This is a genomic window from Herbaspirillum sp. DW155, from assembly GCF_037076565.1.
Taxonomy (GTDB): Bacteria; Pseudomonadota; Gammaproteobacteria; order Burkholderiales; family Burkholderiaceae_D; genus Herbaspirillum.
Window position 1 is genome coordinate 2,682,822 of sequence record NZ_AP029028.1, and the last position, 26,455, is coordinate 2,709,276.

Genomic DNA, 26,455 nt, shown 5'->3' on the forward strand with positions numbered 1-26,455 from the left:
AGACTTTGCGGATCAGCCGTTACCCGCGGCGAATTTGTTTGCGCTGTCGATGCGCTGCTGCAATTGCGCCTGCGTATGTCGGGCGCTGCGGGCGCTGTATTCGATCATCGTCCGCTTCACGACCGCCGTGGGCAAGGCGAACATGGAACGGCCAATCGCCTTCAATGCGCGGACAGCGAGACCCGGCTGGAAACCGACACGAGGCGTTTCGCCGCGCTTGGCATCGTCGCGCATCTCGCTGCGCTGGGTGATCTTGTCGTTGACCAGTGCACCGCTGGAGAAGGCACCGGCCACGCCGATCAGGGACATGACCGAGGCGATGGCATAGCGGCCACCGTTGCTGATCACCGGTGCGGCTGCGGCCGCCACTGTGGGGGTGGCCGCCAGTACGGGAGCCAGGCTGTTGAGCGGAGACGGGGACTGGGCCAGCATATGTACGGCCCGGCGATGCGCCTCGGTGGACTCCGCCTGGATCATGCGTATCAAGGCCGAGACCACCAGCGGCATATTGCTGCCGGCGAACACCATCTGGAACTGGGCACCCACCCGCTGCGCCACCTGCGGAATGAAGTCCGAGGGCAGACGCATGCGCACCCATGCCGTACGCAGGGCGGTCTCCCAGTCGTGCTTGCCGTCGACGCTGCGCAAGAGGATTGCGCGATTCTCCGGCGAGACATCCAGCCAGCGGTCTGCCTGGACATGCTCCTTGTCCGCCTTCACCTGTGCCAGTTCTTCACCCAGGGCCGCATAGCGCTGCCGCGCACCTTCCATACTGTCGAGCTTGCGCTCATGGATGGCCAGCGCCCTGCCCTCGCCTGCCTCGGGGTCCGCGCTGGTGGCAGCCAGGGTGCGCCACTCATGCGGATTCATGCCGAGCATGTCGGCCATCTGCTGCTCCAGATACTGGATCTGCAGAGACAGGTACTCCTTGAATTGGCCCAAGGCGACTGCCTCGCCACGGGTCCATTGGCGCGGAACATCGCTGAGGTCAAGGTGTTCCGTCGAGAGTTCTTCCAGGCTCAGCCGGCCCTGCTCCAGTTGCGTCTGCTGCTCGGGCCGGATCAAGCGGGTCGAACGCAAGGTGGCCAGCAGGGTATCGCTTTGCTTGGCCAACTGTCCCTTGGGCCCGGCCCAGAATTGTTGCAGGCCCATGGTCAATACGGCCGTGCCGATCTGGATATAGGCCGACAGGTGCGAATTGCCCGTGGCCGTACCGCTGATCTGGCCGGCCAGCGTACCCGCCACGCGCAGCACACGATTCCATGCCAGGTAATACTGGCTGACGTAGTTGAGTTCGGTGACGTCCTTGCGCACCTGGAATTCTTTCTGCAACTGCGTGTGCCGCTGCATCAGGCCAATCGCCTCCTCACCGTGCCGCTGCATTTGCTCCACCCGCGCATTCCACGCCGGCGAACCTTTCTCCAACGCGGCCAATGCCTCGCTATGTGCTTCCATGTGCTTGGAACACACCTCCATCTGGCGCGTGACATTGATGAGCTGCTGCCGGGTCTCGGGATAGAGGGGCGCCCGCATTTCCTTCGAGCGTGCCGGTTGCCCCTTGGCGCGCATCAGCTCCTGGCGCGCCACCATGGGAATCTGAATGGCCGCATTGATCATCGGCGTAATCAGTGAAAAGCCCAGCTGCATGCACAGGTTGACCAGCGCATAGTGGACCGGATGATTTCTGAGTTCGTCGCGCGGGACCGAAGCGGTATAAATGGACGGCAGCACCGAAAGAAAATTGCCCAACTGGCTGCTCATTGCGTACACCGTACCCGAACCGATCCAGCCCCCCTTGAAGACGCCACCCACCACTGCCTTGAATTCCTCCGGCGTGATGTGCTGCATCTGCAGATAGAGTTCTTGCGCGCGGGTCCAGTCCTGCTGCGCTTGCGGCCTGGCCAGCTGCGTTTGCTGTTCCCTTACGAATGCAAGTGCCTGCTCGGGATTGACCGGCCGATTCTTGACCTGCAGGTAGTTGTCCAGGATCTGCCGCAGTTCGATATCGCCGGCGCGCGCGGTGTCGGCTGCCGAAGCCAGTGGCAGGACATCCAGTTCCTGCACTGCCGGCGCCTGTTGCTGAACGATTTCCCGCAAGCTGGCCGGGGGCGGTGTCAGGCTGATGCTGATGGACGGCACCGGCCCGGCAGGGGGCGATGTCGATCCTGATTCGCGAGTCGGCGACAGGGTGCCGGCCTCGGTAATTTCCGTTGTGATGTGCATGATATGTTCCGAAATCGGGGCTGGTGCGCTGGCTTATGCCGCGCTGAAGAGCCGGTGTTGGGTCTTGGATCTGGTGCGCGTGGCACTTTCCAGGAAGTGGTTCTGCTGCCATTGCCTTGCTTCGGCGGCATAGTGGACGAAGGCATTGACCAGTTTGCGGGCATCGATCTGCGCCAGTTCGGCGCGTCCCATCAGCATGGCGTGGCCGGTCTCAAAGTTGACCGAGAAAGTCGGCGTGCCCACGCCGAACATCAGCAGATTGCATTCCAGCAGGCGCTGCAGGATATCGGCGCGGTCGCCGTTGTCGGGGATGGGGCCGAAGTCGCAAAAGTAGGCGAGGCTGCCCTCCTCCATGGCCGCACTATCCATCAGGGTGAAGTTGATGCCGTCGATTTCCAGGTGGGCATGCCCGGCCACCCCCTCCGGTGGCTGGATGTTGGCAAGCCGGGAGATGTCGGCCACCAGTGTGCCAAAGTCAGTTTCTTTCATTGAGGTCTTTCGAAGTTGGCCACGGACTTGGTCCGCTGTTGTTCTGGAACCCATTTCATCAATAGGCATCTCGCGCCTATTGATGAAATGGGTTCTATGCATGTCACACAGATGTCAGCTTCGTTCGTTAACAATGTCGAAAGCGAGCGACTCCGTGCACAGTCATGGGTCACCATTGCCGTGATCACAGTTCCACTCATCACGGCATGTTCATCGCGATCTGCCGGGTTAGTTCACCGGGTGACAGGGGCGTAGCGCGGCCGATGGTCTCGCGTGAGCGCCATGGGTGCCATGAGAGAAATAGAAAAAGAGCTGCCCGATAGAACCTGCTTCCGGGGAACTTGGTATAAACCGGCAGTTTCAGAGAGCAAGACAGGAGAAAGCCCGGTGACCCGTTGCGCGTACTTCGTGCGTGCAGATGCGACGGCATTGCGCCGTCGTTGTGCTGCCGGCAGGATGCGGACGAGGGCGCGCCCCCGTCCGTCATGGTCCGCGCTTCAGCGCTTGCTGGTCAGCATCTCGTGCAGTTCGATGCGGTTATAGGCAATGCGCAAGGCATCGCGCGGATTGATCCGCTTCTTGGCGATCAACTGGATCAGGACATCGTTGAGCGTGCGGGACATATTATCTTCCTTGCGCTTCATGAAGTCGCCGATGAGCGGCAGCTTTTCCGGATCCGTGATGAAGGGCGCGATCTGCTGGTTGTTGTTGAACACCATCTCGCTGGCCATCACGTGTTGTTCGCCATCCTCGGAAGGCAGCAGGCTCTGGAAGATGACGCCGATCAGCGAATCCGCCAGCGATGCCGCCCGCTGAGTGCGTTGATCGGGCGGAAAGAAACTGAGAAGTTTGGTAATGGCGCGCACTGCACTGCTGGTATGCAGCGTGGCCAGCACGAGGTGCCCCGACTCACCGGCATGCAGGACCGTGTCGGCAGTCTCGAAGTCGCGAATTTCTCCGACCATCAATACGTCGGGTTTTTGACGCAGGGCTTCGCGCAGACCGCTGGAAAAACTCGCGGTATCGGTGGGCACCTCTTTTTGAGAGATGATGGATTGCTTGCGTTGAAGTTCGTATTCGATGGGCTCTTCGATCGTGACGATATGCGCGTGACGGGTGGCGTTGATGTACTCCAGCATGGAGGCCATGGTGGTCGTCTTGCCCGCCCCGGTTGGTCCGGTGATGAGGATGAGGCCCTTGGTGACATCCAGGATGGTCTTGATGTAAGGCGGCAATCCGGTGCTTTCCAGCGCCATCGGCTCCAGCGGGAAGCGGCGGATCGAGATCGCCACCCGTGTGCCACGTGCCATGCGGAACACATTGCAGCGCAGACGCCAGCGGTCAAGAATGAACGGAGAATCGATTGCCTTGTCGATGATCTTGTCCTCCCAATCCTCGTCGATTGCGTTGAGCAGAGGTTGCATCTCTTCGAGCGTCACCGGAGAGTCGCCGCAAGACTGCCAGCCACGTGGCGTCTTCAGCATCAGCGGCTCGTCCTGCTCGATATGGATATCGGAGAACGTTTTTTGGTTATTAAGCAGCAGGAGAAGTTCTTGCTGCATATCTCGCGCAAAGGAGGAATTGTTTGCCATTCGGTCACCTGGATGATCATGAATTATTGAGCAACCGGAGAAACACTATTGCCTTGCCTGTCCAGTTTTGGCATTGAACCACCAGGGAGGAAACCGTTGCAGAGCCCCAGGGATCGAATGAAATTGCTCTATATTAATAATTAAAGTATACCTTCCGTTGAATGACGAGATGTTCAAGAATTCTCAACTTTTTGACAACCGAAATCTGGAATATCCATCGACGTAGAGATGGCATAACACAGCTTGAATCGCGAAATGAAAATAGCATGCTATCTACGTAACCCGTCTGTATATGTCCAAGTGAAGGAAGCACTAATGCGAGCTGGCCTCGAGCCAGTGCATTTCACGACGGAGACTGATCTCTTGCGCTCGCTGCGGCGCAGGGGATTCAGCCTGATCATCATCGATATCACCGAGCCCCCCGGCAGTGACGATAATATTTTTTCCTGGCTGAACTACCGGAGCGGCGACCGCACCCCGACCCTGGTCTTGTCGCCCACCCGGAGCGCCGAGCTGGCTGCGCTGACCCTGGACAGCGGGGCTGACGACTTTCTGGTCCGTCCTTTCGAAGTCATTGAGTTTACTGCGCGTGTGAACGCCCTCATCCGGCGCTCGGCACCGGCCGCGAGCCGGCGCACGATTGAATATGCGGGATTTTCCCTGAACCGGGAATCCACCCGGTTCAGCTATCAGGGAACGCCGATCAACCTGACCCCGCGCGAATTCAGCATGGCGTGGCTGTTCTTTTCCTCCCCCGGAGTCTATATCTCGCGCGAGACCATCGGTGCCGTGATCTGGAGCACCGACAGTGACATCGCCGGTCGCACCATCGAACAGCACGTCTACAAGCTGCGCAAAAAGCTGCAGATCGACCCCGACCGGCCGGTGGTCATGATCCGCACCGCCTACAACCAGGGATATCGGCTGGAATTATGCAAGGAGGCTGGGTCCAGTCAGCACACCGCAGACCCGGACGACTACCTTCCCGCCTGAACCAGCGCTTCGGTCGGGATATTTCGATAGACCCGCCGCGCATATTCGATTCTCAGTTTGGGATTTCTGGCGTTGTAGGCACCGACCGCCTCCCAGGTCGGTCCCATTCGCTGCATGTTCTGGGAGAGAATCCATGCGCCGACCTGCAGATTGACACAGGGATCCTTCAGGCGGGACTCGTCGATCCCGTACTTCTTCAGCGTGGGCAGCCAGGTGCTGTTGATCTGCATCAGACCGATGTCGTAGGAGCCGTTCTTGTTCTGGTTCCTTGCCAGAGGATTGAGATTGGATTCGGTTTTGGCGATCGCATACAGCAGATGCACGTTCACGCCGTACCAGTTGGCGACCTGCTCCCAGCAGGCGTGCGCCAGGCCGCAGCTTGACGCCAGCAGCGTGCCGGCCAACAGGTTGCGCCAGCGACGCCGCGCGAGGAGCGCACTGGCCGCAGTGCGCTGATCAGGGTGAGTAAGTACCATTGGCATATCTAAAAGTCTTGTCCTGGTAGCAGATGAGGGGCGTGGCGTTCTGGTCCATCAGGATCGTGCCGATCGGAAACTTGATGAAAGGATTGCCATCGTCGTCAATTGCGTTGTAGTTGCAGGGATCATGAGGATTAGCGGAGTCGTACAACTGGATACGCGGCGAATGCATGCCGCCCTTCGAGTTGACGTTGCCCTGGGCGTAGATGTTGTCGACGTTGATGTTCTTGCCGACCGCGAGGTCGATGCCAACGCTCATGTTTCGACCTGCGCTCATATCGTTGCCGGCTCCGACGTTGCCTTGGCTATTAATGTCGCCAGTGGCGGTGATGGTTCCCCCGGAGCTGACGGACTGGCTGGCGGCCAGCTTGCTGGCATCAAGGGTGCCGGGTACGGTCATGTTGCCTTGCTGGTCCACCGCCAGTGCCACCCACTTGGCACCATCATAGGTAAATGCACGGCTGAGCCCGGTGACCATGCGCACATCGCCGGCCTGATTTCCTGAACTGGGCAGAGCCGCCCAACTGGCCACCGGCTCGCGCCATTGGGATGAGCTCGACCAGCGGCCATTGCTGGCGCAAGTGATCAGGTTGCGCGTGGCGCTATCGATGGCAATGCCCGCCTCTGCCACGCCGGCCGCATTCAGGCAGGACGTGCCGCTTTGCACCAGTGCCGTCGACGCAAACCGCACCGGCGTATTCATGCGGTTGAGTTCGGGTCGCCCCGGCACTGCGCTACGGTACAGAAAATCCGTGGAGAGTTGTCCCGGCCCGTCGTAAAAGAGGCTCGACACCAGATGGCCACCATCGGCGGCCCCGCCGCTCAATGCCGGGGCACCGCTGCAGGCCACCGAACGATAGGCATCGGTCGCCATGCTCCACGAGGCACCACGCGCTACGCCGGGATTGGCGGCCGTAATGTAGCCGCTGCCGAGGCCGGCATTCATGGAGACGGCGGCGATCTCGCGATCGGGAATCTTGTTGCCTCCGCTGGTGATCACCAGGGCATCGAACTGCCCGGGATGACCCGTCGGATCCGGCTGGCGCACCAGGACGCAGGGAATCTGTCCGTAGGGATTGCTAGGTGCCATCCCGCTGGCAACCAGCTTGGCGGCTTTCAGATCGGCCAGGCCGATAGCCACTACCGTGCTGGCGGTGGGGGTGGCGCTTTGCAAGGCCTGGTTGTTGATACTGAGATATTTCGCCGCTGCCGCGCTGATCTGCGACTGATAGTAGGCGGTCTGCGTGCCCTTGAGATCATCGATGGAGTCGTCGATCAGATGCGCCAGACCCAGCAGGATCATCGAACCGATGACCAGTGCGCCGAGCACTTCAATAATGGCGAAACCGCGCTGCGGACGGATACGTGAGGAGGGATGAGGCATGGGATCGGCTCCGAAAAAAAAGCGCAGGCCGGGCTGCACGAACAGCGGCAACAACTGGAAAACGGAAAATCAGTCACAAGGCTTGCGACACGCTTGCCTCATTGGGTCATCGCGATCCACAGCGGAGAACCATCCGGAACGGCTCTGCCGGCCAACGCGGTGACGGAAATGCCGGTATCACCGAAGAGCCCCGACTGCAGTGTGCTCTTGCCGCTCCGGTAGACGCCGACCAGCAGGGAATTGCCGGAGAGCTGGGTGAGATCGGCGAGAATGTTGAATGGGGGCAGCGACGTCCCGTAGACATAGATGATTCCGTCCTGGTCACGGTAGTTGCTCCAGATCAGCCGGTCACTTTGCTGATAGAGCAGCGACCAGCTCGGCAAGGCGTGCGCGCTCTTGAGGGTCTCGATGGAGACGCTTGTGCCGCGCAGGTCGTTGGCACTGAAATAATCGATGACCGCCTGGCGGTACAAGGCCATCTCCGCTGCCGTTTCCCGGACGCGATTGGACTGGACCACGGCCAGTTGCTGACTGCTGGTGCTGCAATAAAAGCCACCCGCCGCAATCATTGCCAGTGCCACGATGAGGCCCCACATCGCTCTGTCCTTTCCTTGGTCGACATCATTGCCACCGGTTGATGCGCGTTCCTGCATCAACCCGGTGGTCGCACCCACCGCCTCGCTGGCGGCAGGGGCAGCAGCGGCTTTCAGGAGGCGGTGAAGGTGATCGAATTGCCGGCTGCCGAATTCACCGTGCACAACGAATTGGCATTGCTTACCGTTGCCGGGAAGCTGGTGATCGGATTGTTGCCGCCCTGGTCGATCTGGGTCCAGCCGCTGGCACCGCTGATCATGCTCACGCACACATCCTGCGGTACTGCGTTGTAGGTGATGGTAAAGCCGGTGCTGGTTCCAACGATGGTCACTGCCCCACCCCAGCTGTTGCTCAGGGTGGTATTGGTCGGACGTGCCAGGGTGTTGGGGATGGCATTGGCCAGCAACAGGCTGGGCACCAGCGAGGACGTCGGATAGCTCTGGCCGATATAGAGCTTTCTGACGGCGGTTCGGATGGCCACGACCTCTTCGGTCATCTGGTTGGCCTTGGCGCTGCCGAAGGCACCGGTGAGCAGAGAGACCGCGCCCAGCACCACAATGGCCGCAATGCCCAGGTAGGCAATCCCTTCCAGCAGCGACGCCCCTTGCTGTCGCGCCAGCAGGCTGTCTGAACGGATGGCCAGATGGTTTTTTTTGCTATGGATGTATTTGCACTTCATCATGCTTCCTTGTCTGGTAGTTCAATGGACACTTCGCGTTAGTGCTGCAATTTCCTGCTGGATGCCGAAAAATCCGGTCACGAGCCAGCCAATCACCAAGGCCAGGGTAATGATGGAAAAACCGTTCAATACCTTCATCCTCAGCGAGATGGCCTCTACGCCCTGCTCCATCCATTCATCTGCCAGAAGCCTGAGCGCTTCTGCAAATCCTTTGTATTCCGCATAGACACACAGGTCATCGATGACTTCCTTGGACGGAAACTGATACCCCGCATTGCGCAGTGCCTCGCCGCAATTCAGGCCCGAACGCACACCCAGCAAGGCACCGTCCAGTCGTTCGCGCAACCAGGGTTGTGCCATCGCTGACAGGCGCAGCAGCGACTTCTCCACCGTCACGCCGGCCGACTGCAAGGCCGAGAACGCGGTAAGGAATCCGCATCCGACCATCAGGCGATAGATGGAATAAGGCGGCAGCCGGTCCACCAGGATGCGCAGCGAACCGGTCCAGCGACTCATCGACAGCGCCAGGGCGACCAGCAGTACCAGCAAGCCCAGCACGGCATAAGCCATCCACTGCTGTACCCACAGCGACATCAGGTACAGCGACCGGGCCGCACCATGCCAGCCGGAGGGATCGATCATGCGGGTGAACTCGGGGATAACCCGGGTTCCGAACAGGTAGATGTAGACGATCACCAGCGCCAGCACCGATAAGGGATAGGCCAGTCCGCCCAGGATCACCCCCTTGATCTTCTTGCCTGCCTGCACCACGCTCACCACCGCCATGAGCGTGTGCTCCAGCTTGCCGGACTGTTCGCCGGCCATGATGATCATCTGCTCCGAGCGCGGCACCCACCATTCCAGACCCTCGGCCAGCAGACGCCCGTTCTGCACCATGCGCCGACAGTCATCCAGGACGATGGCCAGCGGCTCACCCGGCTTCTTGCCGTGCTCGGAGGCGCGGTCGCGCAACTCTTCCAGGATCTTGAGCAAGGGCAGTCCATGCGAGAGCATCTTGGCGATCTTGCGGTACAGGCTCAACCTGACCGTGGCCGTGAATTGGGTCCGGGCCCACCAGCGATTGAGATCACGCAGCACCGTCGGCCTCCACTACGTGCAGGTGAGGTGCGGCGGTCACCGCCGCTTCCTGGAAATATCCGACCACCTTTTCCGCCATGGCCGGATCGATCAGACCGGCCACGACCTTTTCGAGTGCATGATCGGCGATGCTCCGGCCGCCCAGGGATTGCTTCCAGTGGCGCCACGCCTGACATTTCTCGCCCATCCGCAGATGGCGGAAAAAAATCTCGTCCGGCACGATGACCTCGGCAACGACGGTCCGGCCGATCGTGCCGCGATGCGAGCAGACCTCACACCCCGGGCCGCAGAGGAAGACGTCCTGCAGACGATCCGGGATCACCTTGCGCAAGCGCGCCAACAAGGCCGCCGGCACCCGATCCAGGTGCGCCAGCAGTGGCTGCCTGCAATGCGGGCACAGCTGCTTGACCAGGCGCTGGCTGATCAGGCCGGTGATGACGGTGTGGTCAAGCACCAGGCTCTGCTGCAAGCCCAGATCGACGAGACGGTCCACAATGGCCATGGCACTGTTGGCATGCAGGGTGGTCCAGATCTGGTGGCCTGTCATCGAGGCACGCAAGGCATTCTGGGCTGAAGCCCGGTCGCGTATCTCGCCGATCATGATGGTGTCCGGGTCGAGCCGCATGGCATTGGAGATCGCCGCCGAGAACAGGCGCGAGCGTTCCTCTTCGGTGTGGGCATTGGTCACCGTGGTCTGGACCGCGCCTTCGATCGGATATTCGACCGGATCTTCGATGGTCAGTACGTGCAGTTTCCCCTCGCTTTCCAGAATCTGCCCGCAGAGCACACGCTGCAGCGTGGTCGACTTGCCCGAGCCTGTAGGCCCGCTGATGATGTTCATGCCGATGGGCTGCTCCTTCAGACGCTGCAGGTCGCTCACATGCTGGTCGGAGAAGCCCAGCGAGCGCAGGTCCAGGTTCTCGCCCACATCGTTGTACAACAACCGCAGTACCATCACGCTGCCCTCGTTGGTCGGCACCGTGGCGATGCGCACCCCATACAGTTCCGGCGGCAGCTTGTCACGGTCGGCGATGCTGGCATCCTGGCGTTCGGTCGGTTTGTAGGAGCTGTCCGACACCGACGTCATGGCACCATACAAGGTCGCCAACAGGCGCTCACCGTACTCGCGGGTCTGTCCCCCCACTGGCAACAGATCGTTGTGAATGCGGAAATAGATCTCCGTACAATTCTTCCGCACCCGCAGGTGGATGTCCGAGGCCCGCACCCGGCAGGCCTTGTTGAGCATCTCCTTGGCCGTGACCTGCATCATCGAGTGTTCCTGATTGCGCTCGGCCTGGATCGGCAAGCCATTACTGTTGATGCGACGGATCAGCTCGATGCTGGCCTGCACTTCCCTGAAGGGATGGCCCATGCGCTCCAGCCGCCCGCGATAGGACAGCACATGCGGATTGAATGCCTGACCGGCCGCCACCAGCAGCCGGCCATCACCCAGCAGGCAGAGCAGTTTCTTCTCTTCCGGTCGCGCCTCCAGGCTGCCGGCATTGCTGAGCAGGCCCAGTCCACAGAGTGCCTGCAGATCATCGAGTCCGAGTGTGGCCTGCCCCTTGCCCGCTGCCTGGCCCTCCTGCCGTTCGGCATGCTGGATCATCGCGCAGCACTCCTGGCTGGCGCGGCAGGCATACCCAGTGCCGTGCCCGCGTAAGCGCCGTTGAAGACCGCGCTCTGCGGTGCATAGGTTCCCAGGCGGATACGCTGATTGGACTTGGACATCACCACGACCTCGCGTGGCGTCACCGAGACCACTTTCATGCCATTGGACAAGGTATCTCCCTGCTGGACATCGACGATGCTGCCGTCACTGAGCTGCAGGGTGGCGAAAATCTTGCTGCCCACGCCTTCGATGGCGCGGATCACCGGGTCACCCACCACCACGGGCTGGGTGATGGCAGCGGTCATGTTTTGCTTCACGGCGATCTCATTCTGTCGCGTGACGATGTTGGACTGGATCTCCAGCTGTCGTTCTCGGGCCTTCAATACCAGGGTTTCCGCTTCGATCCGCGTGAGGCTCTCGGAGACGTTTTCAGCCGAGGCCGACATCACATGCAGCGCGGTGGCTGCGACCCAGATCAGCGCCAGATTATTTTGCATAGATCGTTCCCTCCAGGGACCACTCGGCCCCGTGATAAACAAGTTTTTCGACCCGGACGCCCGGGCGGCTGAGCATGGTGGCGATGTCGGTCGGTGCCATGCCATGGGCATTGATGGAAAAAAGGAAAGAGCGCCATCCCGGCTGCCACTGCTGTTGTTGCGGCTGTTGCGGTTGTTGCTGTGCCTGCAGCTTCAGCGGCGCGACCGCGCTCACCTTGATGGGCAGACCGATGGCCTGGAAGCGCGACATCAGCCCTTCCAGGGTGGGCTGCGCCTCGCCCAGCACATCGTTGTCACCGCTTGCCATCGACAGGGGGTGGACATAGCTGGCCTTGTCGCCGCTGGCATCGACAATGGCGTCCGGCACCTGGGCGCGCAGCAGGGCGATGGTCGAATCGCCGCGCTGCCAGCTGTAGCTTTGTCGCTCCGGTGTGCAGAGGTAACTTTCAAGCTGCCAGCCGCCTGCGGTCAGATGATCGAACTGATGCATGCAGGTCTTTACCATCACTGCCGGCAACGGGATGTGCGACCAGGGATGCGCGGCGGCCTGGGCCTCGCGCTGGATCTGCTCGCGCGCACGGGCGATGGCCTGCTCGTTTTCTTGTTCCGCCTGCTTTTGCTGGTAATAGCGCCAGCCCAGCCATCCGCCCGCGGCCACCAGCAGGGCGGCCGCGGCCCCCGCTACAGTGGGCAGCCAGGACGGCACGCCGTCGATCTGATACAGGCGCCACCACTTGTGCACGCGAATGCTGCCGTCCTTCTTGCGCGGGATCAGGGTGGCGATGGTGCGGGCGTTGAAATTGTGGAAGCCCATATCGGCCAGCTCGGGCTCGCCGATGACCACATTCCATCCTCCCAGCGCATAGTCGGAATGCAGCCGGTCCAGCACCTCCTCCTTCTCGCCCACGAAGTCGCCGTTGGGCAGGAAGTTGGCGTCGCGCACGGCCAGGTACAGCCACTTCCCGTCCGGGAGCATGAACACCCCCAGCCAGTTGTGGACCGCCTGCTGCTCACCATCGTAGAAGGCCCCCTCGATGGCCAGCGTCTTGGAGACGATCGCCGCCAGCGAGAACATCCCGCAACGCCCGCCCTCCCGGCTATGCGCAAAACCGGCCTGGGCGGTGGAGTGATCCATGCGGATGACCAGCAGATCGGAATCGATCTTGCGGCCGAGGTCGATGGCCTCCTTCTTCAGTTCGCGCGGACGCGACAGGGACTGCCAGAAAAGCCCGCAGACGAAGCGGTGCTTTTCTATCTGGGTGACATAGCTCGCCATGGCTCGGGTCCTGTTCCTCAGATCGCGGCCATGGCCACCGGCGTGATCAGCACAACGATGATTTCCTTGTTGTTCTGGCCATTGACGCCGCCACCGAGGAGGAAATTCCTGGGCGTGCCCACGCCTTTGAAATCGAGGTTGTCATCGGTCTGTTCAAAGCCGCTGATGATGAGGGTCTCGTTGGACTTCATGGCGACACGCTGCAGGAAATTGCGGGTATCGAGTTCAGGGGATTCGATACGGCTGCCATTGCTTTCGATCTGCCGGATGCCGCGCAAGGTGGAGATGTCAGTGGAGAACTGCAGCATCACCGTGCCATTGGTCAGCACGTGCGGCAGGATGCTCATGTTGAAGCCGGCCGTCACTACCCCCGGGATCAGCGTGGTGGTGGTGCCGACCTGCGCCACGATCGACGTCTGCGAAGATTGCAGGTAACTGGTCTGGCGCGCCACCTGCACCGGTACGGGCTGGTTGTTGAGGGTCACGACCGAGGCGGTGGTCTGACGACGCACCTTGCCCTGTTCGGACAAGGCATTGATCACCGCCGTAGTGCCGGAGAACTTGGAGGAGCCGACGATACCCGCCGTGAAATTGCCGGAGCCCGGCGAGGCTGGCGTAAAGCTGTTGCTGATGCCGAAGTTCCGGTTCAGGCTGTTGTAGACCGCACTCCAGTTGATGCCGTATTCGTCGGAATGCGACAGACTCACCGACAGCACCGTGACATTGATGGCGATCTGGCGTGACAGCGCCTTGTTCTCGCCATCGATATAGGCGGCGATCTTGTCCAGGGAATCCGGTGTATCGACGACCGTGATGGCCCCGGTGGCAGGCGAGGCCAGTACCTTGCCATAGGGCGAGAGCATGACCTTGATGGCATTCTCGATACCACTGTAGACCGACAGCTTCGAAGCGACCCCGGTGTTCTGGGAATTGTTGGCCGATACGGCGCTGCCACTGGAAGTCGTGCTGCCCCCGCCACTGCTGCCCCCTCCGGAGACGCCGCCGGTGGAGGTGGCACCGCTGGTAACGGTGGCCGTGAAGGTGGAGTCGCCCGGAATGGCATTGATCTGGAAGTTGCGCGACTCCGTGTGGAAGAACTGAATTGTCCCGTCGACGTATTTCCATGAGACGCCGAACCGCGCAGCGGCGGTATCAAGCAGCCCCTTGAGCGAACCATTGGCATAGGAAATCCGTACGCCCGTCGACGCATCTGCCGGCAGGGACAGCAATTGCGGCGTCGGTGCAGAGGGCAGCGGCAGGCGTGCGGCATTACCCGCCGCCGCGCCGGGTGCTGCCCCCGGGCCATTCTCGCCGGGCAAACCAGGCGGCAGCGGCTGCGTAGCATTGAACCCGGCCGCGCCGGGGCGATTGCGGAATGCCATGCCGGCCACTTCCTGGGTATCGGCCGTAACCCGGCTGGGAATGCCGGTGCGCAAGGTGATGCGCTCGGCCAGTTCGCTCAGCGAATAGAGGGTGCGATCAAAGGTGGTGGGTTCGTAGAAGATGGGCGGCAGCGCCGGTTGCCCCAGCTTGACCACGTTCTTGCCCAACCAGATTCCGCTATCGTGGGTCACCAGTGGCGTGGACGGCATCACCGCGCCTGGTGCGGTGCGACCGACTTCCTTGACCAGGCTTGCGGTCTTGTCGGTGGTGGCATCGATATCGTTTTCCATCTGGTGCAGCGCGGTGCATCCGCCCATGACGACGACCAACGGTGCCAGCGCCCAGTATTTTGCCTTCATCATTCCGCTCCCTTGGCCGTGATACGCAAGACCTTGTTACCTTGATAGAACATGGCTTTCATCGGGATCTCGGCACTTTCCATGCCGCGTGTGACGGCCCCGACCGCTTCCTCGAAACTGCCATGGACAGTGGTACGGGTCTCGACCGCGTAGTCCACCGGCAGCTCCCACACCAGTTGCCAGCCAGCCTTGCTGGCCCAGCGTGCCAGGGCGGCATTGAGGGTCTTGTCAGAGACGATGATTTCCCAGGTCTCCTGCGCATCCGGCGCCGTCGGACTCTGCGGCAGCGCTGCCGGCAGCTGCTCCACATCCGCTGCGGGCGCGATGGCGCCGCCATTCTTGCCCTTCCCGGTTGCCCGCGTCTTCTGACCATCCAGCTTGGCCAGCATGATCACGCCATTGTCGCCGGCGGCCAGCCCCGTCGCGGTATCGCAGTCATCGGAGAAGCCGCCGTCGCCCGCCAGCAGGTCGAACCGGCCCGTCACGGGGAACAGATGCTCGGTGGAGGTCTGCGCATGGGCTGGCTGCATGCTACCGGCCAGCAGCGTGCAACCCAGCGTAAAGGAGAAAATACTTAGTACTCTGCTCATGCATTTGTAAGTAATTTGTTCTGAATACATGACTAACCCTTATGCGTCATTTGGTTGATTTCTTCACCGCCCGATGCTCTTGTCAGGGTGTTGCGGCGATACAGAAAGTGGCATCTGTCCGCAATTTTCCTCGAGACTGGCTGAGCGACCTTTACCTTGCTGGCTTCTGTTTGTTTGATTTCTTGTTGATAGTAAAGAAGATTCAAGACGGAGATTCTCAAAAAATATGACCGGCATTTTCTTAGAATCCTCCCCGGTATTTCTTAAAAAGACCGAACGTTCGCTTCCTCATCAAATCGTTCTCAAGGCCCGTTGCCCTCTTCTGCAACAAGGTTGTCACCATTCCGTAATTACCTACATCATTCCGACGCCGGCGGGTCGCTTGCACTGGACCCGCGTTCGTGTGGGCAGGCGCAAGCCGTTGCCAATGGGGCTGAAAGGGCCAGCTGCAGCAGTGCTTACCGGAGCGGCAGGGGTATCGGATGCGGTGGTGGCCGCCGCGGTGGCGGGCGTCGCGCTGGCCACTGTCGTCTCGCTCGCACCAGCGGCATGCGGTGGCGGTCCTACCGGCAGCACGGGGCCGGTCGTGGTGCCGGGGATGCCTGGAGGCAGCGCAGGCATCGGTGCGGCTGGCGCACCCGGCATTGTTCCTGGCGCAGCGGGAGTGGCGGGAGTGGCCGGCGCAGCCGATTGGTCAGGCGACTTTTCGCGCAATGCCCTGGTCGTGGACACATCCAGACCGTCGGTGCCGGTGATGCGCGGCGTGATGAGGAACAGTCGTTCCTTGGTGCTGGTGGACTGCGATTCACTGCGGAACAGCCCGCCCAACACCGGCAGGTCTCCCAGCACCGGCACCTTCTGCTTGTTCTTGCTCAATGCCTCGGCGCGATAGCCGCCGATCATCAGGGTCTGCTGCGAGTCGATGATGGCCTGGGTGCTGATGGTCGAGCGGGTGACGCTGGTCGATACCGTATTGTTGGGATTGCCGCTGTTGCCGCTGTCATTGCTGTCCAAGGAGCCATCTTCGATGTCGACCTCCAGTCTCACCCGCGTCTGCCCGCCATCATGGATGATGCGCGGGATCACGCGCAGCTTGGTCCCGGCGGTGATGTCGGCGAGGTCGGCCACGCGCTCGCCCACCAGCGACACGTAGGCGCTACGGCTGAGGTCGAGCACGGCCGCCACGTTGTCCAGGGTCAGTACCGTGGGCGTGGCCAGGACGTGGGCATCGCCATTGGATTCCATGGCCTTGAGCCGCGCATAGAAGCGGGCGGCATTGCTGATGAGCAGCGTGGCGCCGGGCAATGGCAGGTTCATGCCTTCCGAGGCGGCGGTAGTGGCATTGATGGTGCTGTTGACCGCGCCGGCGCGCACGCCCCATTCCACGCCCATGTCGGAGAGCTTGCTGCGATCGATATCGACGATGAGGGCCTCGATCTCGATCTGCTGCGGCTGGACATCCAGTTCGGCGATCAGCGAGGCATACATGTCGCGCTTGTTGATGTTGTCGTAGATCATGATGGCATTAAGGCTGGGATCGGCTTCGATGCGCGGACGTCCCTCCTCTTCGCTGGCACGTCCGGAGTCACCGGTACCACCGCTGCGGCCACCGTCCATCGCGCCTCCCGGCATCATCAGGTTGTTGCCATTGCCCACGGGCGCAGAAAACAGCGGCCCCAGTCCTTCGCCGGTGCTCTCGCCGATGGCGGCGCGCTCATTTTTGGGCTGGCGCGATCGTTTATTGCTGGCGGCATCGAAGCGTGGCGTAGAACCGCTCAATTTCTCGCCACTGTTGGGACCGAACAGCAGGTTGCTGAGGATGGTCTTGATGCCGGGGATGGTCTCGGTCTTGCCGCGCGAGGTGATGACACGATCCATCGCCGTGGCGTACTTGAGGCGGAACATCATGATCTGCCGTCCCTTGCGGGGCACTTTTTTGTCGCTGGCGGGCAGCAGCACATTACGCGCCAGATCGACATAGCTGCGCGGGCCGCTGACGATGACCACGCCCTCGTCCGGCAGCTCGCCCCAGCCGAAACGCTCGTCATACAGACCCAGCCCGACCAGCGCAGCCTTGGCGTCCTGCACGGCATCCTCGCCCACCTCCAGCCGCTCGGAGGTGTTGTCGCTGGCCGAGGCGACGTAGAGGGTGTTGTTGTAGACGAACCAGCGAAACTTGTAGGTCGCTCCGAGCCGGTTGAGAAACTCGATACCGTTGTCGGCTTTGAGCCGCCCTTTCACCAGGCGGTCGCCCTCGCCGCTCATCGACAGCCGCACCCCATAGGTACGGGAGAAATCCTCCAGTACACCATTGAGCGTCATGCCGTTGGCATTGATAGAAAAGCCGCTGTCCTTCCATGCTGCCGGCACGGCTGCATGCAGTGTCGTCCCCCACAGCAGCAACGCCGCCAGCAAGATGCCCATGCCCCACGATTTGATCCACTCGCGGCTATTCATTTCATTCCCCCGGACTGAGACAACAGTTTGTAGAAGCGTTCTTCATCGCGCCTGGTGCGCTTGTCATGGCCGGCAGGGGCGCGGGACAGGGCGGCGCGCCACAAGGCCAGCTGGTTGAGCAGCTGCTCCAGCGGCTCTGCCAGGTCATGCCAGCCACTTGCACCGGCCACCCAGCGCGACAGCACCAGTCCGCCTTCCGGCTCCCAGGCCAGACCTGCTTCGAATTCTCTGGCGCTCTGGAAACTCACGCGCATGGTCTCGGCCAATGCACTGTCGCTGGGTCGGCCGCCGAGGTAGACGCCCAGCTCGGCACCTTCCTGGCGTACCCGCAAAAACACCGTCTCACCATCGATGACGACCGGTTCATCCAGCGGCAGGGTCTGCAGCCAGTGGTCTGGGCTCTCGGTGGACATCGTGTTACTTGGTTTCGTTGAGGACGGTCTTCAACGGCTTTTGCAGCAGATTGAACTGGGCGCTCATGGCGCTTTTGGTGACGGATTGCTTTTGCAGCAGATCCATGAAGGCGGCCGGATCGGGCATCTCGCCGTCGACCTGCTGGCGGTTGAAGTCGTTGATCTTCTGGCTGATCTCATCGAACTTCTTGTCCATGTGGCGTAGATTCTGCAGTACCGGATTGCTCGACATGACGCTCATCTCCTCATGTGGATGACAGGGGGCTTACGGCGGATAGGTGGCAGCGGCCTGGACTTCAGTTCGGATTTTTTGCGAGGTCTCTGTCTGCCGGGTCGATGTGCTCTGCCACCACGGCTCATGAAGGATCTTGGGCTCCGAGGTGGGTGCGGGCAGCGGCCAGACCATCGCGCAAAGCCTGCACCGCCAGCGCAAAGTCGCTGCGCCACTCCCCGCTGGCCGCCTCCAGGCGGCAACTGCCCGGGGCCAGCGCGGAATCGGTCTGGACCTCCCAGGGCGAAGCCGGCAGCAGCTGCTGGTCGTCCGGGTGGACCCACAGTACCGCCTCGTGCAGCTTGGCTGGCGCCTCCTGACGTACCCTGCGCAGCATGGCGGCGATGCGATCTCGCGGGGCAAGTTCCAGCAGCAGGCGCTCCATCACGTCTTGCGCCAGATCCACGACGACCTCTTCGATGCGCTCCAGCATGTCGTGCTGCGCTCGTTGCAATCCCTCCAGCAACGCAGTCCCGCGTTGCGCGACTTCCTCCTGCTGTCGCTTTACGGCATGCCGGGCATCTTCTGCGGCCTGCTCGCGTATCCGCTCAGCCTCGTCGCGGGCCTGCGCCAGCATCTGCTCTGCCAGTTGCGCCGCATCGCTGGTCACGGTCAGCCCGGTGAGGCGCAGCACACCCTGGTGCGCACGCAATTGATCCGGCACGGTCACACGCTGCACGGCAAAGTCGCTCATGGGTCATCACTTTCATAAAACGCGGGCGATCTCATTCTTGCTGCGCACGCGTGCAACAGGATTGCCAACACCGCAGTGCACGCCGGGCGGCAGCGGCTGATTCGGCCACCGGTGAGTGGGCCGCAGCGGGCAAGGCGCTGTCGATGCGGCTGCGTTCGGATGGATCCAGCAAGCCGCGCAAACGCGCCCACATGCCGGGAAAATGCTGTTCCAGCCGCCACGCCAGTTCGGCCAGTCCGATCAGGACGGCATCTGCCTGAGCACCGTCGGGGCTGCTGATCCGGGGCACGCAGCGCGTCAGCGGCTGGGCCAGCGAGACGCGCTGACACCAGGTCTGTTGGTCGCGCGCCAGCGTACCGAGAACCGACTGTTGGTGCTCTCGCGCGGCGAACAAGCCACCGAACAGTCCGGCACGACGGCGCAACTCCTGCCCCTGCTGGCTGGCCGCACTCTGCCAGCCGGGATCGAACAGGCGCGGCAGGTCCGGGGCCAGCGCGGCGCGTTCACACCAGGCACGATAACTGTCGCGCCTTGCCACGAGAGTGGCGCTCATCCCCGGCAAGACGGCCAGATCAAGGTATTGCCACGGGGCGAACCACCAGTCGAGAAAGGCCTGACTCAAGATCGGTGGTGCAGGATCGGGAACCAGATCTGTCACGATTTACCCTGCCCTGCCTTGCCCGCCGTCGCCGTTGCGGCTGCGGGGGCTGGCGAAGTCGGCGCAGCCGTGGCCTTGGTCGTGGTCGGTTCGGTTGGATCTGCGGACTTGGCCTTGCGCATGGCGAGCCGGGCGATCATCAACATGAGTTTGGGATTGCGCTGTACATGCAGGAATGCCAGCCAGCCGCCCCCCAGCAGGACCAGCAAGACCAGCCCCAGCAGGGTCAGGCCCAGCGCCCTTACTGAGGAGACGGCCACCACGAAGGGCCCCAGCGTGGTCCATTCGATACCTGCCGTGGGCACCTCGCCGGGCATCATCACCACCGAGACCTTGGCACGTCCCTCCTCGCCGCTCAGGCCAGGAATACTGGAGGCTACCAGCTTGCGGATGCGCGGCATGACCATATCCTCGTCCAGCGGCGCACGATATTTGACGAATACCGCCGCTGACGACGGCTGAATCGGTTCGCCCGGTGCAATCCGCTCCGGCAGGACCACATGGACGCGCGCCGAGATAACGTGGTCGAATTGCTGCAGCGTTGACTCCAGTTCCTCGGAGAGCCCGTGAATGTAGCGGATACGCTCTTCCATGGGGGTGGAAATCATCCCCTGCTTCTTGAACACCTCCCCCAGGTTGGACAGGTTGCGGCGCGGCAGGCCCGCTTCGTTCATGGTTTCGGTGGCGCGCGAGAGATCATCTTCCTTGACGATCAGCGTGACGCCCTCCTTGCTCTTCTGCTTCTCGACGCTGATGCCCTTGCGATTGAGCACCAGAACGATTTCGTTGGCATCGCCATCGGACAGGCCGGCCTGCAGATTGACCGATCGGGAGCAGGCCGACAGCAGAAGCAGCAGCAACAGGATCGCCGCCAGGCGCGGCAGCTGTGCCAGCAGCCGGTTGCTGCAATGTGATCGCGGGCGAAGGGGCAGGAAATTGGCCAGTGGTCGCAGGCGCATGGTTTATTGGAGCTTGGTGAGCGAATCAACCGAGGTCACCGCCTTGGAGACCACCTTGGATACGGTCTGCACCCGCAGCTGGAAATCATTGAGTGCCATCATCGCTTTCATCAACTGCATCGAGTCGCCGGTTCGGGTGGCCTGTTCCAGCAGCTTGGAGACGTACTGCTGGTCCTGCTTGATCTCCGCAGCCAGGTGCGTGGTGCGATCAACGATGGCCGAACCCAGCGAGGCGTTGTCGGTCTTGATATGCGCCGGATCGTTGTTCAGATGACGCGCCAGGGCAGCACGGAAATCGCTGCTGTCGGCTGCATTGACGGGCTGCAGGTCCAGCGTCACGTTATTGTTCTTGCCCAGCGTTTCAAAGGAATAGCCGGCGCTGCCAGCCTCTGTCATCACACTCATGTTTTCGCCTCTCCAGGAAATGGCAGCTCTTGACTCCTTCCTGAGTGGTCGCTGGCGCACTGCTGGTTCCGCCCTGCCCGCGCTCAGAAGTCGGGCAGCAGGTCGCAAAATTGCCCGCCGCAGCCCAGCGGCGAGGAGGGATCGCAGAACCCGGACTGCAGGCAGCGACGTTGCCGCTGGCTCGGCGACAAGGGCGCACCGGGCGCGATCAGTGGCGGCGTGACTATGCGGGAAGGTCGCAAGGACACCGAGACCTGGGTGTACTTCAGCGCAAGATGATGGGCGCGATCACCGCTGCCGATGATGGTCTCTTCTCCCGCGTGGCGTTCGGTGCCGCCCGTGGCCATGCCGGCGTTGTCATCGCACCGCCCGTCCGCTTCGCCCGGCAGCAGACCGCCAGCCTCCCCGGACCTTGCTTCGGGCGCAGGCGATGCAGGTAATGCGTTCGCTTGCATATCACCGATGATCTCCAGCTGGACGGTGCAACTGAAACTCGTGATGTCTCCGATGCCGGTACGTGCCGCACCGGTCTCCGAACTGTCGGGGCTCTCCTTGCCGCTCACGCGCACCCGGGTGACGGTATGGCTCAGCGTCGCCTTGATGGTGCGTCGGGACAGGTTTTCGCGGGCGGTCCCCGGCGTTGTCGGCTGCTCGGCGCTGCAGAGGTAGTCGGGCATTTTCATCATGGCGGCCCTTCCGATGAATCCGGTTTGATGCCGTGACTTTCCAGCTCGACGTGGCGGTCGGTGCGGGCACTGGCCACCAGCTCGTGCACCACGGCATAGACATGGGCGACGGCCTCGTAGCTTTCTCGCGGAATCACCGTATCCTCATCGCAGTGGGCGTACAGGTGACGGGCCAGCCAGACATGGCGAATCACCGGAATGCCGCATTCGCGTGCGCGCCGGATCATGGCCCGCGCCGTCTCGTTCTTGCCTTTGGCCAGTACCTGCGGAACCATCTGCTGGCCCGCATCGTAGTAAAGGGCCACCGCGAAGTGGGTCGGATTGACCACCACGGCGTTGGCATTGGCGGTCTTGGCCGCCGGTGCCTCATTGGCCCACTGACGCGCCAGCCGCTTGCGCTGCCCTTTGATGAGCGGATCGCCCTCGGACTCCTTGTGCTCGCGTTTGATTTCCTCCTTGTCCATCATGAGTTCCTTCTTGTGGAAGTACTTCTGGATGGCAAAGTCGACCAGGCCGAGACACAGACAGACCACGATGACGACGTGGAAGATGGACCGCAGGATGGTCAGAAAACCGTAATAGCTGTCCTTGGGATCGCCGCTGGAGAGAGAAACGATGTTGGCCAGATTCCCGCGCACCAGCACGTAGACGATCCAGCCGATCAACAGCGCCTTGCCCACGGTGGTCATCAGCTCCACCAGCTTCTTTTTGGAGATGATCTGCTTGAGACCATTGACCGGGTTGAGCTTGTCGAATTTGGGCGTAAGCGCCTCGCTGGCCACCAGCATACCGAACTGGCCCCAGTGCGCGGCCACGCCGATGACGATGCAGACCACAAAGCAGGTAGCCACGACGATAGCCACGAAGATGCCGGCCGAACTGAGGATGGACATGGCCACCGGGATGAAATCCTGTCCCACTCCATGGATGCCGGCCTCCATCAGGTTGGAGATGGCACCGCGCCAGAGCGATTCGGTGGACAACGCCAGTTCGGCCACCACCACCAGCATGGCCAGCCGCGCCAGATCCCGACTGACGGCGATCTGGCCCTTCTTTCTGGCATCCTCGATCTTCTTGTGGGTAGGTTCTTCGTTCTTTTCGTCGCTCATCGCTTCCCCGCATCGGTCAGGCTGGCCAGCAGGTCCAGCAGATGGGAAAAATCGCCGGTCACATGATGCGAAAAAGTGGCCCAGTACATCAGCAGGATCAGCAAGCCGACCAGGCTCTTGATGGGGGCGGACGCGAACGAGACCTGCAGATTGGAGGCGAATACCCCGATGATGGCAAAGGCGAATTCGATGAGCATCAGGGGAATGATGACCGGCGCGCCATACACCACGACATACCACAGGAACTCGCCAAAACGCTTGACCAGGACATCGAAATGCCCGGCCTCAAAAGGCGGCAGCAAGGTGTAGGCAGGCCACAGGGCGTAGCTCTCCAGCAGGATGCGCGCCAGTGCCGAAAACAGTCCGGCCTGCACCATCACCAGCACCACCGCCTGCAGCAGCATGGCACCGATGGCACTGGCATCGCGGTCCACACTGGCATTGTTGGCCTGAATCTGGATGGGTGAGCGCTGCATGTCGAAGATCGATCCGATGGACTGCGTGACCCACAGCGGGAGCGCCATCAGGACACCGAACAGCAGACCGATCATGGCTTCCTTGAAGGCCAGCATGGCCGAGAGCAGGAAATCGGGAACGCGGTCCTGCACGAACAGAAAGGTCGGTACCGCAGCCGGCAGCGCAATGGCCATGGCGGTGGCGTTCTTGACCATCCCGGTCAGCACGTTCAGGCCGAAGCCGGGCAGAATCACCAGGCACACCAGCACGCGCGGCGTGACGATGGCAACGGTCACCATCACGGCATGCAGGTCGATCAGGGTGGAGGATTGCATGGGCGCTGCAGTCTCAGCGGCCGATGTCGGGGACCATGGTCATGGCCAGGTCTGCCAGCCGCAGCAGTTCCACACCGATCCAGCGGCCCATGGTCGCCAGCGTGACGGCCACCGCCACCAGCTTGACCACATAGGGCAGCGTCTGGTCCTGGATCTGGGTCACCGCCTGGATCAGTGAGACCACCACGCCGCACAGCGTGGCAATGACCAGCGGCGGTGCCGACATCATCACTGCCATCCACAGGCCTTGCTGGAAAAAATTGAGCGTATCAGCCATCTTCGCTTTCTCGTGAAATTGTGCCCATCCCGGACGACCTGTCACACATAGGACAGCGCCAGCGCATTGAGCAACTTGCCCCAGCCGGCCACCAGTGTGAAGAGCAGCAGCTTGAGCGGAATGGTGATGGTCTGCGGGCTGACCTGCTGCATGCCCAGCGCCATCAATAGATTCGAAATCAGCAGATCGATGATCACGAAGGGGATATAGATCAGAAAACCGATCTCATAGCCGGCCTGCAGTTCCGATACCACGAAGGCCGGGATCAGGATCAGCGCATCGCTGGGGCGCGCCTCCTTGGCCACGTCCTTGGGCCAGAGTTTTTTGGCCGATGCAAGAAACAGCTCGCGCTGTTCCGGTCGGCTCACCTTCATCATGAATTTGCGCAGCGGCTCGAATGATTCCTGCGCCCTCACCAGCAATGGTGTGGTCCGTGAAGCGACCGGCGAGGACTCCATCTGTAATGCGTGCACCCCGATTTCCTGTACCGTCGGTGCCATGATGAACACGCTCAGCGCCAGCGAGATACCATAGATGGCCAGTGTCGGCGGCACCTGCTGCACCCCGATGGCGTTGCGCAGGACCAGCAGCACCAGCGAAATTTTCAGGAACGAGGTGGTCGTCACCACCAGCAGCGGGATCAGCGCCAGCAGGGCCAGCAGGACAGAAAACGATACGACGTCGAACTGATTGTTCAGCATGCCCCACCCCAGTGGACGATACGAATGCCCAGCGCGCCATCCACATCCACCACTTCGCCTTGTCCTACCCGGCGGCCTCCACAGAAGATGCCGATGTCGCCCGGTTGGCCGGACTGCAAGGCAAGAATCGATTGCGGTGCCAGACTGCGCAGCGCTCCCAGCGGCAAGGCGATGCGTCCCAGTTCAAAGGTCAGCGTCAGCGACAACGCTTCCAGCGCGGCGGGCGCGTCGGCTTGCGCGACGTCCTCCCCTGCGGGGGCATCCGGCGCTGCGTCGTAATCGAGATCCTCTGCTGATTCCATATCCAAGCTTGACTCCGGTGAGATGAGTTGCAGTTGCGCGGGAGCGAGATAACGTACACGCCAGTTGCGCCCGGCCAGATTGAGCCTGCCCGTGCCATTGCTCTGGAAGGCAGGACGGGAGGGCAAGATGATGTCCCCCGGCACCAGTGCGGCGCAGGCCGCATCGCTTAGTCGGTGCCATCCGAGTACCACGGGTTGGTGCCAGGGGATCGCCAAAAAATCGTCTTCTGGCGCGCGCAGTGCGGTGATGTCACAGTCCTCCAGCAAGCGCAGCCAGGTTTGCGGTGCCGCGTGCAGACTGCCCAGCATCACATGAGCGTCTTGCTGCAGGCTCAATTCCAGGGTGCAGACCTGTGATGCATCGGCTATCTGTGCAGACCTGATCCGTGCGGTCCGGTACAACGGGCTGCCCTGCAATCTGGCGGCCACGGCAGCGGTCAGCCACGGCGGACATTCCTGCGCTGATGGATCGGCCAGTGCCGCCGTGAGGTCGATGCCGGTGAGTACGCGCAACCAGCGTATGCCGTCGTCGAGCCACACGGAGCCGGCCGGTCCTGACAGCAGCAGCGGGATGTCTGCTGTCTGCGACGCCGCATTGTCTGTGGCCAGTCGCAGCGTCAGCTCGGCCTGCTGGTCCGGCAGCACCATGAGCAACCCGCGTCCGACCTTGCGCGTCAGCGCCGCCAGGCTGGCAGAGACCTTGGGTGCGCGGCGCAGAAGAGGATTCGTGGTCAATCGGGCAGACTCGCCGTTCTGCTCCGGCAGGTCGCCGGCAACGGTATAGGACATGAATGGGGCATCCTGCTGCATGGTTGATCGTAGGTGTCCGCATCAGGGCTGGCACCCGGTCTGTTGGCCATCCAGCTAGAGCACGGCCAGTCGCACGCTTCTGCCCATACGTCGCGCCAGCCCCTTTTCCAGTTCCATTCTTTTGCCCAGCAGGATCTCGCGCAGCCGATCGCTCCCGGCTGCCAGCAGGAACGAGGCCAGAGACTCCCTCAGGTCGGTCAGCACGGCCAGCGTCTCGCCACCGGGCAGCATGACCTCGAAGACGCCGCTCTGGGCCTGTACAGGCAGCAGATCGAGCAAGGCCTCGGTATCGAAATTTGACGTCGCGTCCGTGCTGCCCAGTCCCTCTTCGGGCTGGCTGTCGTCCTCCCCGGAATGCTCCTGCTGTCTGTCCTCTGGCATCACGATGCAGCCTTCCATACGCGCTGTATCGCTGGCACTGGCCGGTGCGCGTTCGCCGCTGCCCGACATGGCCGAACGCTCCCGGGTCACCCGCCGGGGGCTCGCGGGCGTCCGTGGACGCTGGTTGTTCTGCGTGCCGGGCTGAGCATGCGAGGGAGCCGCCGCCGGCGCCGGCCGTACCGGCGGCAAGTGCGCCATGAATGGTGGCGCGCGATTGGCCGGGGAGCGCTGCACCGGCAGCGGCTCGCTACAGAGGCGCTCCATGACCGAAGAAATGGTTTGAGGTGACATCC

At 61.9% G+C, this 26,455-nt stretch carries 28 protein-coding genes; 1 reads left to right on the forward strand and 27 read right to left on the reverse strand.

Annotation, left to right across the window (positions count from 1 at the left end; genetic code table 11):
- Positions 1-12: 12 nt before the first annotated feature.
- From AACH55_RS12250 to AACH55_RS12260, 3 genes are all read right to left on the reverse strand, one after another.
- The gene (locus tag AACH55_RS12250; protein ID WP_338720036.1) at positions 13-2,223 is read right to left on the reverse strand and encodes a hypothetical protein; all 2,211 of its coding nucleotides are present in this window, start codon (positions 2,221-2,223) and stop codon (positions 13-15) included.
- 33 nt (positions 2,224-2,256) lie between these two features.
- On the reverse strand, positions 2,257-2,712 hold the full coding sequence (locus AACH55_RS12255; RefSeq protein WP_338720038.1) for a CesT family type III secretion system chaperone: 456 nt from the start codon (positions 2,710-2,712) through the stop codon (positions 2,257-2,259).
- A gap of 497 nt (positions 2,713-3,209) precedes the next feature.
- The gene (locus AACH55_RS12260; protein WP_310838629.1) at positions 3,210-4,304 is read right to left on the reverse strand and encodes an ATPase, T2SS/T4P/T4SS family; all 1,095 of its coding nucleotides are present in this window, start codon (positions 4,302-4,304) and stop codon (positions 3,210-3,212) included.
- A 315-nt stretch (positions 4,305-4,619) separates the two neighbouring features.
- Here AACH55_RS12260 and AACH55_RS12265 point away from each other — a divergent pair, with 315 nt between their 5' ends.
- Positions 4,620-5,297 carry a response regulator transcription factor gene (locus AACH55_RS12265; RefSeq protein WP_338720041.1) on the forward strand — a complete coding sequence of 226 codons (678 nt, stop codon included), beginning with the start codon at positions 4,620-4,622 and terminating at the stop codon, positions 5,295-5,297.
- On the opposite strand, the gene AACH55_RS12270 is transcribed toward AACH55_RS12265, so the two are convergent.
- The 24 genes from AACH55_RS12270 to AACH55_RS12385 all read right to left on the reverse strand — a co-directional run bounded on the left by AACH55_RS12270 (position 5,282) and on the right by AACH55_RS12385 (position 26,453).
- Positions 5,282-5,773: a lytic transglycosylase domain-containing protein gene (locus AACH55_RS12270; RefSeq protein WP_338720285.1), complete on the reverse strand. Its 492-nt coding sequence runs from the start codon at positions 5,771-5,773 to the stop codon at positions 5,282-5,284. The two genes, AACH55_RS12265 and AACH55_RS12270, sit on opposite strands and share 16 nt — an antisense overlap.
- A complete protein-coding gene (gene pilV / locus AACH55_RS12275) occupies positions 5,754-7,160 on the reverse strand; it encodes a shufflon system plasmid conjugative transfer pilus tip adhesin PilV (RefSeq protein WP_338720043.1) in 1,407 nt (468 codons plus the stop codon). The genes AACH55_RS12270 and pilV overlap by 20 nt, the downstream gene beginning before the upstream one ends.
- A 98-nt stretch (positions 7,161-7,258) precedes the next feature.
- Positions 7,259-7,756, reverse strand: a complete 498-nt coding sequence (gene pilM, locus AACH55_RS12280; protein ID WP_338720045.1) for a type IV pilus biogenesis protein PilM — start codon at positions 7,754-7,756, stop codon at positions 7,259-7,261.
- 110 nt (positions 7,757-7,866) lie between these two features.
- Complete coding sequence (locus AACH55_RS12285) at positions 7,867-8,436, reverse strand: type 4 pilus major pilin (protein ID WP_338720047.1); 570 nt, start codon at positions 8,434-8,436, stop codon at positions 7,867-7,869.
- Positions 8,437-8,454: 18 nt separating this feature from the next.
- The gene (locus tag AACH55_RS12290; protein ID WP_338720049.1) at positions 8,455-9,531 is read right to left on the reverse strand and encodes a type II secretion system F family protein; all 1,077 of its coding nucleotides are present in this window, start codon (positions 9,529-9,531) and stop codon (positions 8,455-8,457) included.
- The gene (locus AACH55_RS12295) at positions 9,521-11,140 is read right to left on the reverse strand and encodes an ATPase, T2SS/T4P/T4SS family (protein ID WP_338720051.1); all 1,620 of its coding nucleotides are present in this window, start codon (positions 11,138-11,140) and stop codon (positions 9,521-9,523) included. The genes AACH55_RS12290 and AACH55_RS12295 overlap by 11 nt, the downstream gene beginning before the upstream one ends.
- Entirely contained in the window at positions 11,137-11,640 is a 504-nt protein-coding gene (gene pilP / locus AACH55_RS12300) for a type IV pilus biogenesis protein PilP (RefSeq protein WP_209568870.1), read from the reverse strand. The genes AACH55_RS12295 and pilP overlap by 4 nt, the downstream gene beginning before the upstream one ends.
- On the reverse strand, positions 11,630-12,916 hold the full coding sequence (gene pilO2 / locus AACH55_RS12305; protein ID WP_338720058.1) for a type 4b pilus protein PilO2: 1,287 nt from the start codon (positions 12,914-12,916) through the stop codon (positions 11,630-11,632). The genes pilP and pilO2 overlap by 11 nt, the downstream gene beginning before the upstream one ends.
- 17 nt (positions 12,917-12,933) lie before the next feature.
- Positions 12,934-14,661 carry a PilN family type IVB pilus formation outer membrane protein gene (locus tag AACH55_RS12310; protein WP_338720060.1) on the reverse strand — a complete coding sequence of 576 codons (1,728 nt, stop codon included), beginning with the start codon at positions 14,659-14,661 and terminating at the stop codon, positions 12,934-12,936.
- A complete protein-coding gene (locus AACH55_RS12315; protein ID WP_338720062.1) occupies positions 14,658-15,248 on the reverse strand; it encodes a toxin co-regulated pilus biosynthesis Q family protein in 591 nt (196 codons plus the stop codon). Before AACH55_RS12315 ends, AACH55_RS12310 begins: the two co-directional genes overlap by 4 nt.
- A 354-nt stretch (positions 15,249-15,602) precedes the next feature.
- Positions 15,603-17,705, reverse strand: coding sequence for a type III secretion system outer membrane ring subunit SctC (gene sctC, locus AACH55_RS12320; protein WP_338720064.1), 2,103 nt, complete (start codon positions 17,703-17,705; stop codon positions 15,603-15,605).
- Positions 17,702-18,118 (reverse strand): hypothetical protein, encoded by a 417-nt coding sequence (locus AACH55_RS12325; RefSeq protein ID WP_338720065.1) that lies wholly within the window; start codon positions 18,116-18,118, stop codon positions 17,702-17,704. Before AACH55_RS12325 ends, sctC begins: the two co-directional genes overlap by 4 nt.
- A gap of 4 nt (positions 18,119-18,122) precedes the next feature.
- The gene (locus AACH55_RS12330; protein WP_338720067.1) at positions 18,123-18,350 is read right to left on the reverse strand and encodes a hypothetical protein; all 228 of its coding nucleotides are present in this window, start codon (positions 18,348-18,350) and stop codon (positions 18,123-18,125) included.
- Positions 18,351-18,474: 124 nt separating this feature from the next.
- Positions 18,475-19,083 (reverse strand): HrpE/YscL family type III secretion apparatus protein, encoded by a 609-nt coding sequence (locus AACH55_RS12335; RefSeq protein WP_338720069.1) that lies wholly within the window; start codon positions 19,081-19,083, stop codon positions 18,475-18,477.
- 31 nt (positions 19,084-19,114) lie between these two features.
- A complete protein-coding gene (locus AACH55_RS12340) occupies positions 19,115-19,741 on the reverse strand; it encodes a hypothetical protein (protein WP_338720071.1) in 627 nt (208 codons plus the stop codon).
- On the reverse strand, positions 19,738-20,700 hold the full coding sequence (sctJ, locus tag AACH55_RS12345; protein WP_338720073.1) for a type III secretion inner membrane ring lipoprotein SctJ: 963 nt from the start codon (positions 20,698-20,700) through the stop codon (positions 19,738-19,740). The genes AACH55_RS12340 and sctJ overlap by 4 nt, the downstream gene beginning before the upstream one ends.
- A gap of 3 nt (positions 20,701-20,703) precedes the next feature.
- The gene (locus AACH55_RS12350; RefSeq protein WP_209568884.1) at positions 20,704-21,105 is read right to left on the reverse strand and encodes an EscI/YscI/HrpB family type III secretion system inner rod protein; all 402 of its coding nucleotides are present in this window, start codon (positions 21,103-21,105) and stop codon (positions 20,704-20,706) included.
- An 83-nt stretch (positions 21,106-21,188) separates the two neighbouring features.
- Positions 21,189-21,791, reverse strand: a complete 603-nt coding sequence (locus tag AACH55_RS12355) for a hypothetical protein (protein WP_338720075.1) — start codon at positions 21,789-21,791, stop codon at positions 21,189-21,191.
- On the reverse strand, positions 21,788-22,900 hold the full coding sequence (gene sctU / locus AACH55_RS12360) for a type III secretion system export apparatus subunit SctU (RefSeq protein WP_338720077.1): 1,113 nt from the start codon (positions 22,898-22,900) through the stop codon (positions 21,788-21,790). Before sctU ends, AACH55_RS12355 begins: the two co-directional genes overlap by 4 nt.
- Positions 22,897-23,691 carry a type III secretion system export apparatus subunit SctT gene (sctT, locus tag AACH55_RS12365; RefSeq protein ID WP_209568890.1) on the reverse strand — a complete coding sequence of 265 codons (795 nt, stop codon included), beginning with the start codon at positions 23,689-23,691 and terminating at the stop codon, positions 22,897-22,899. The genes sctU and sctT overlap by 4 nt, the downstream gene beginning before the upstream one ends.
- Before the next feature lie 13 nt (positions 23,692-23,704).
- Positions 23,705-23,968, reverse strand: coding sequence for a type III secretion system export apparatus subunit SctS (gene sctS / locus AACH55_RS12370; RefSeq protein WP_209568892.1), 264 nt, complete (start codon positions 23,966-23,968; stop codon positions 23,705-23,707).
- A gap of 41 nt (positions 23,969-24,009) precedes the next feature.
- On the reverse strand, positions 24,010-24,669 hold the full coding sequence (gene sctR / locus AACH55_RS12375; protein WP_338720079.1) for a type III secretion system export apparatus subunit SctR: 660 nt from the start codon (positions 24,667-24,669) through the stop codon (positions 24,010-24,012).
- On the reverse strand, positions 24,663-25,760 hold the full coding sequence (gene sctQ / locus AACH55_RS12380; protein ID WP_338720081.1) for a type III secretion system cytoplasmic ring protein SctQ: 1,098 nt from the start codon (positions 25,758-25,760) through the stop codon (positions 24,663-24,665). The genes sctR and sctQ overlap by 7 nt, the downstream gene beginning before the upstream one ends.
- Before the next feature lie 75 nt (positions 25,761-25,835).
- The gene (locus AACH55_RS12385; protein WP_338720083.1) at positions 25,836-26,453 is read right to left on the reverse strand and encodes a hypothetical protein; all 618 of its coding nucleotides are present in this window, start codon (positions 26,451-26,453) and stop codon (positions 25,836-25,838) included.
- Positions 26,454-26,455 lie beyond the last annotated feature (2 nt).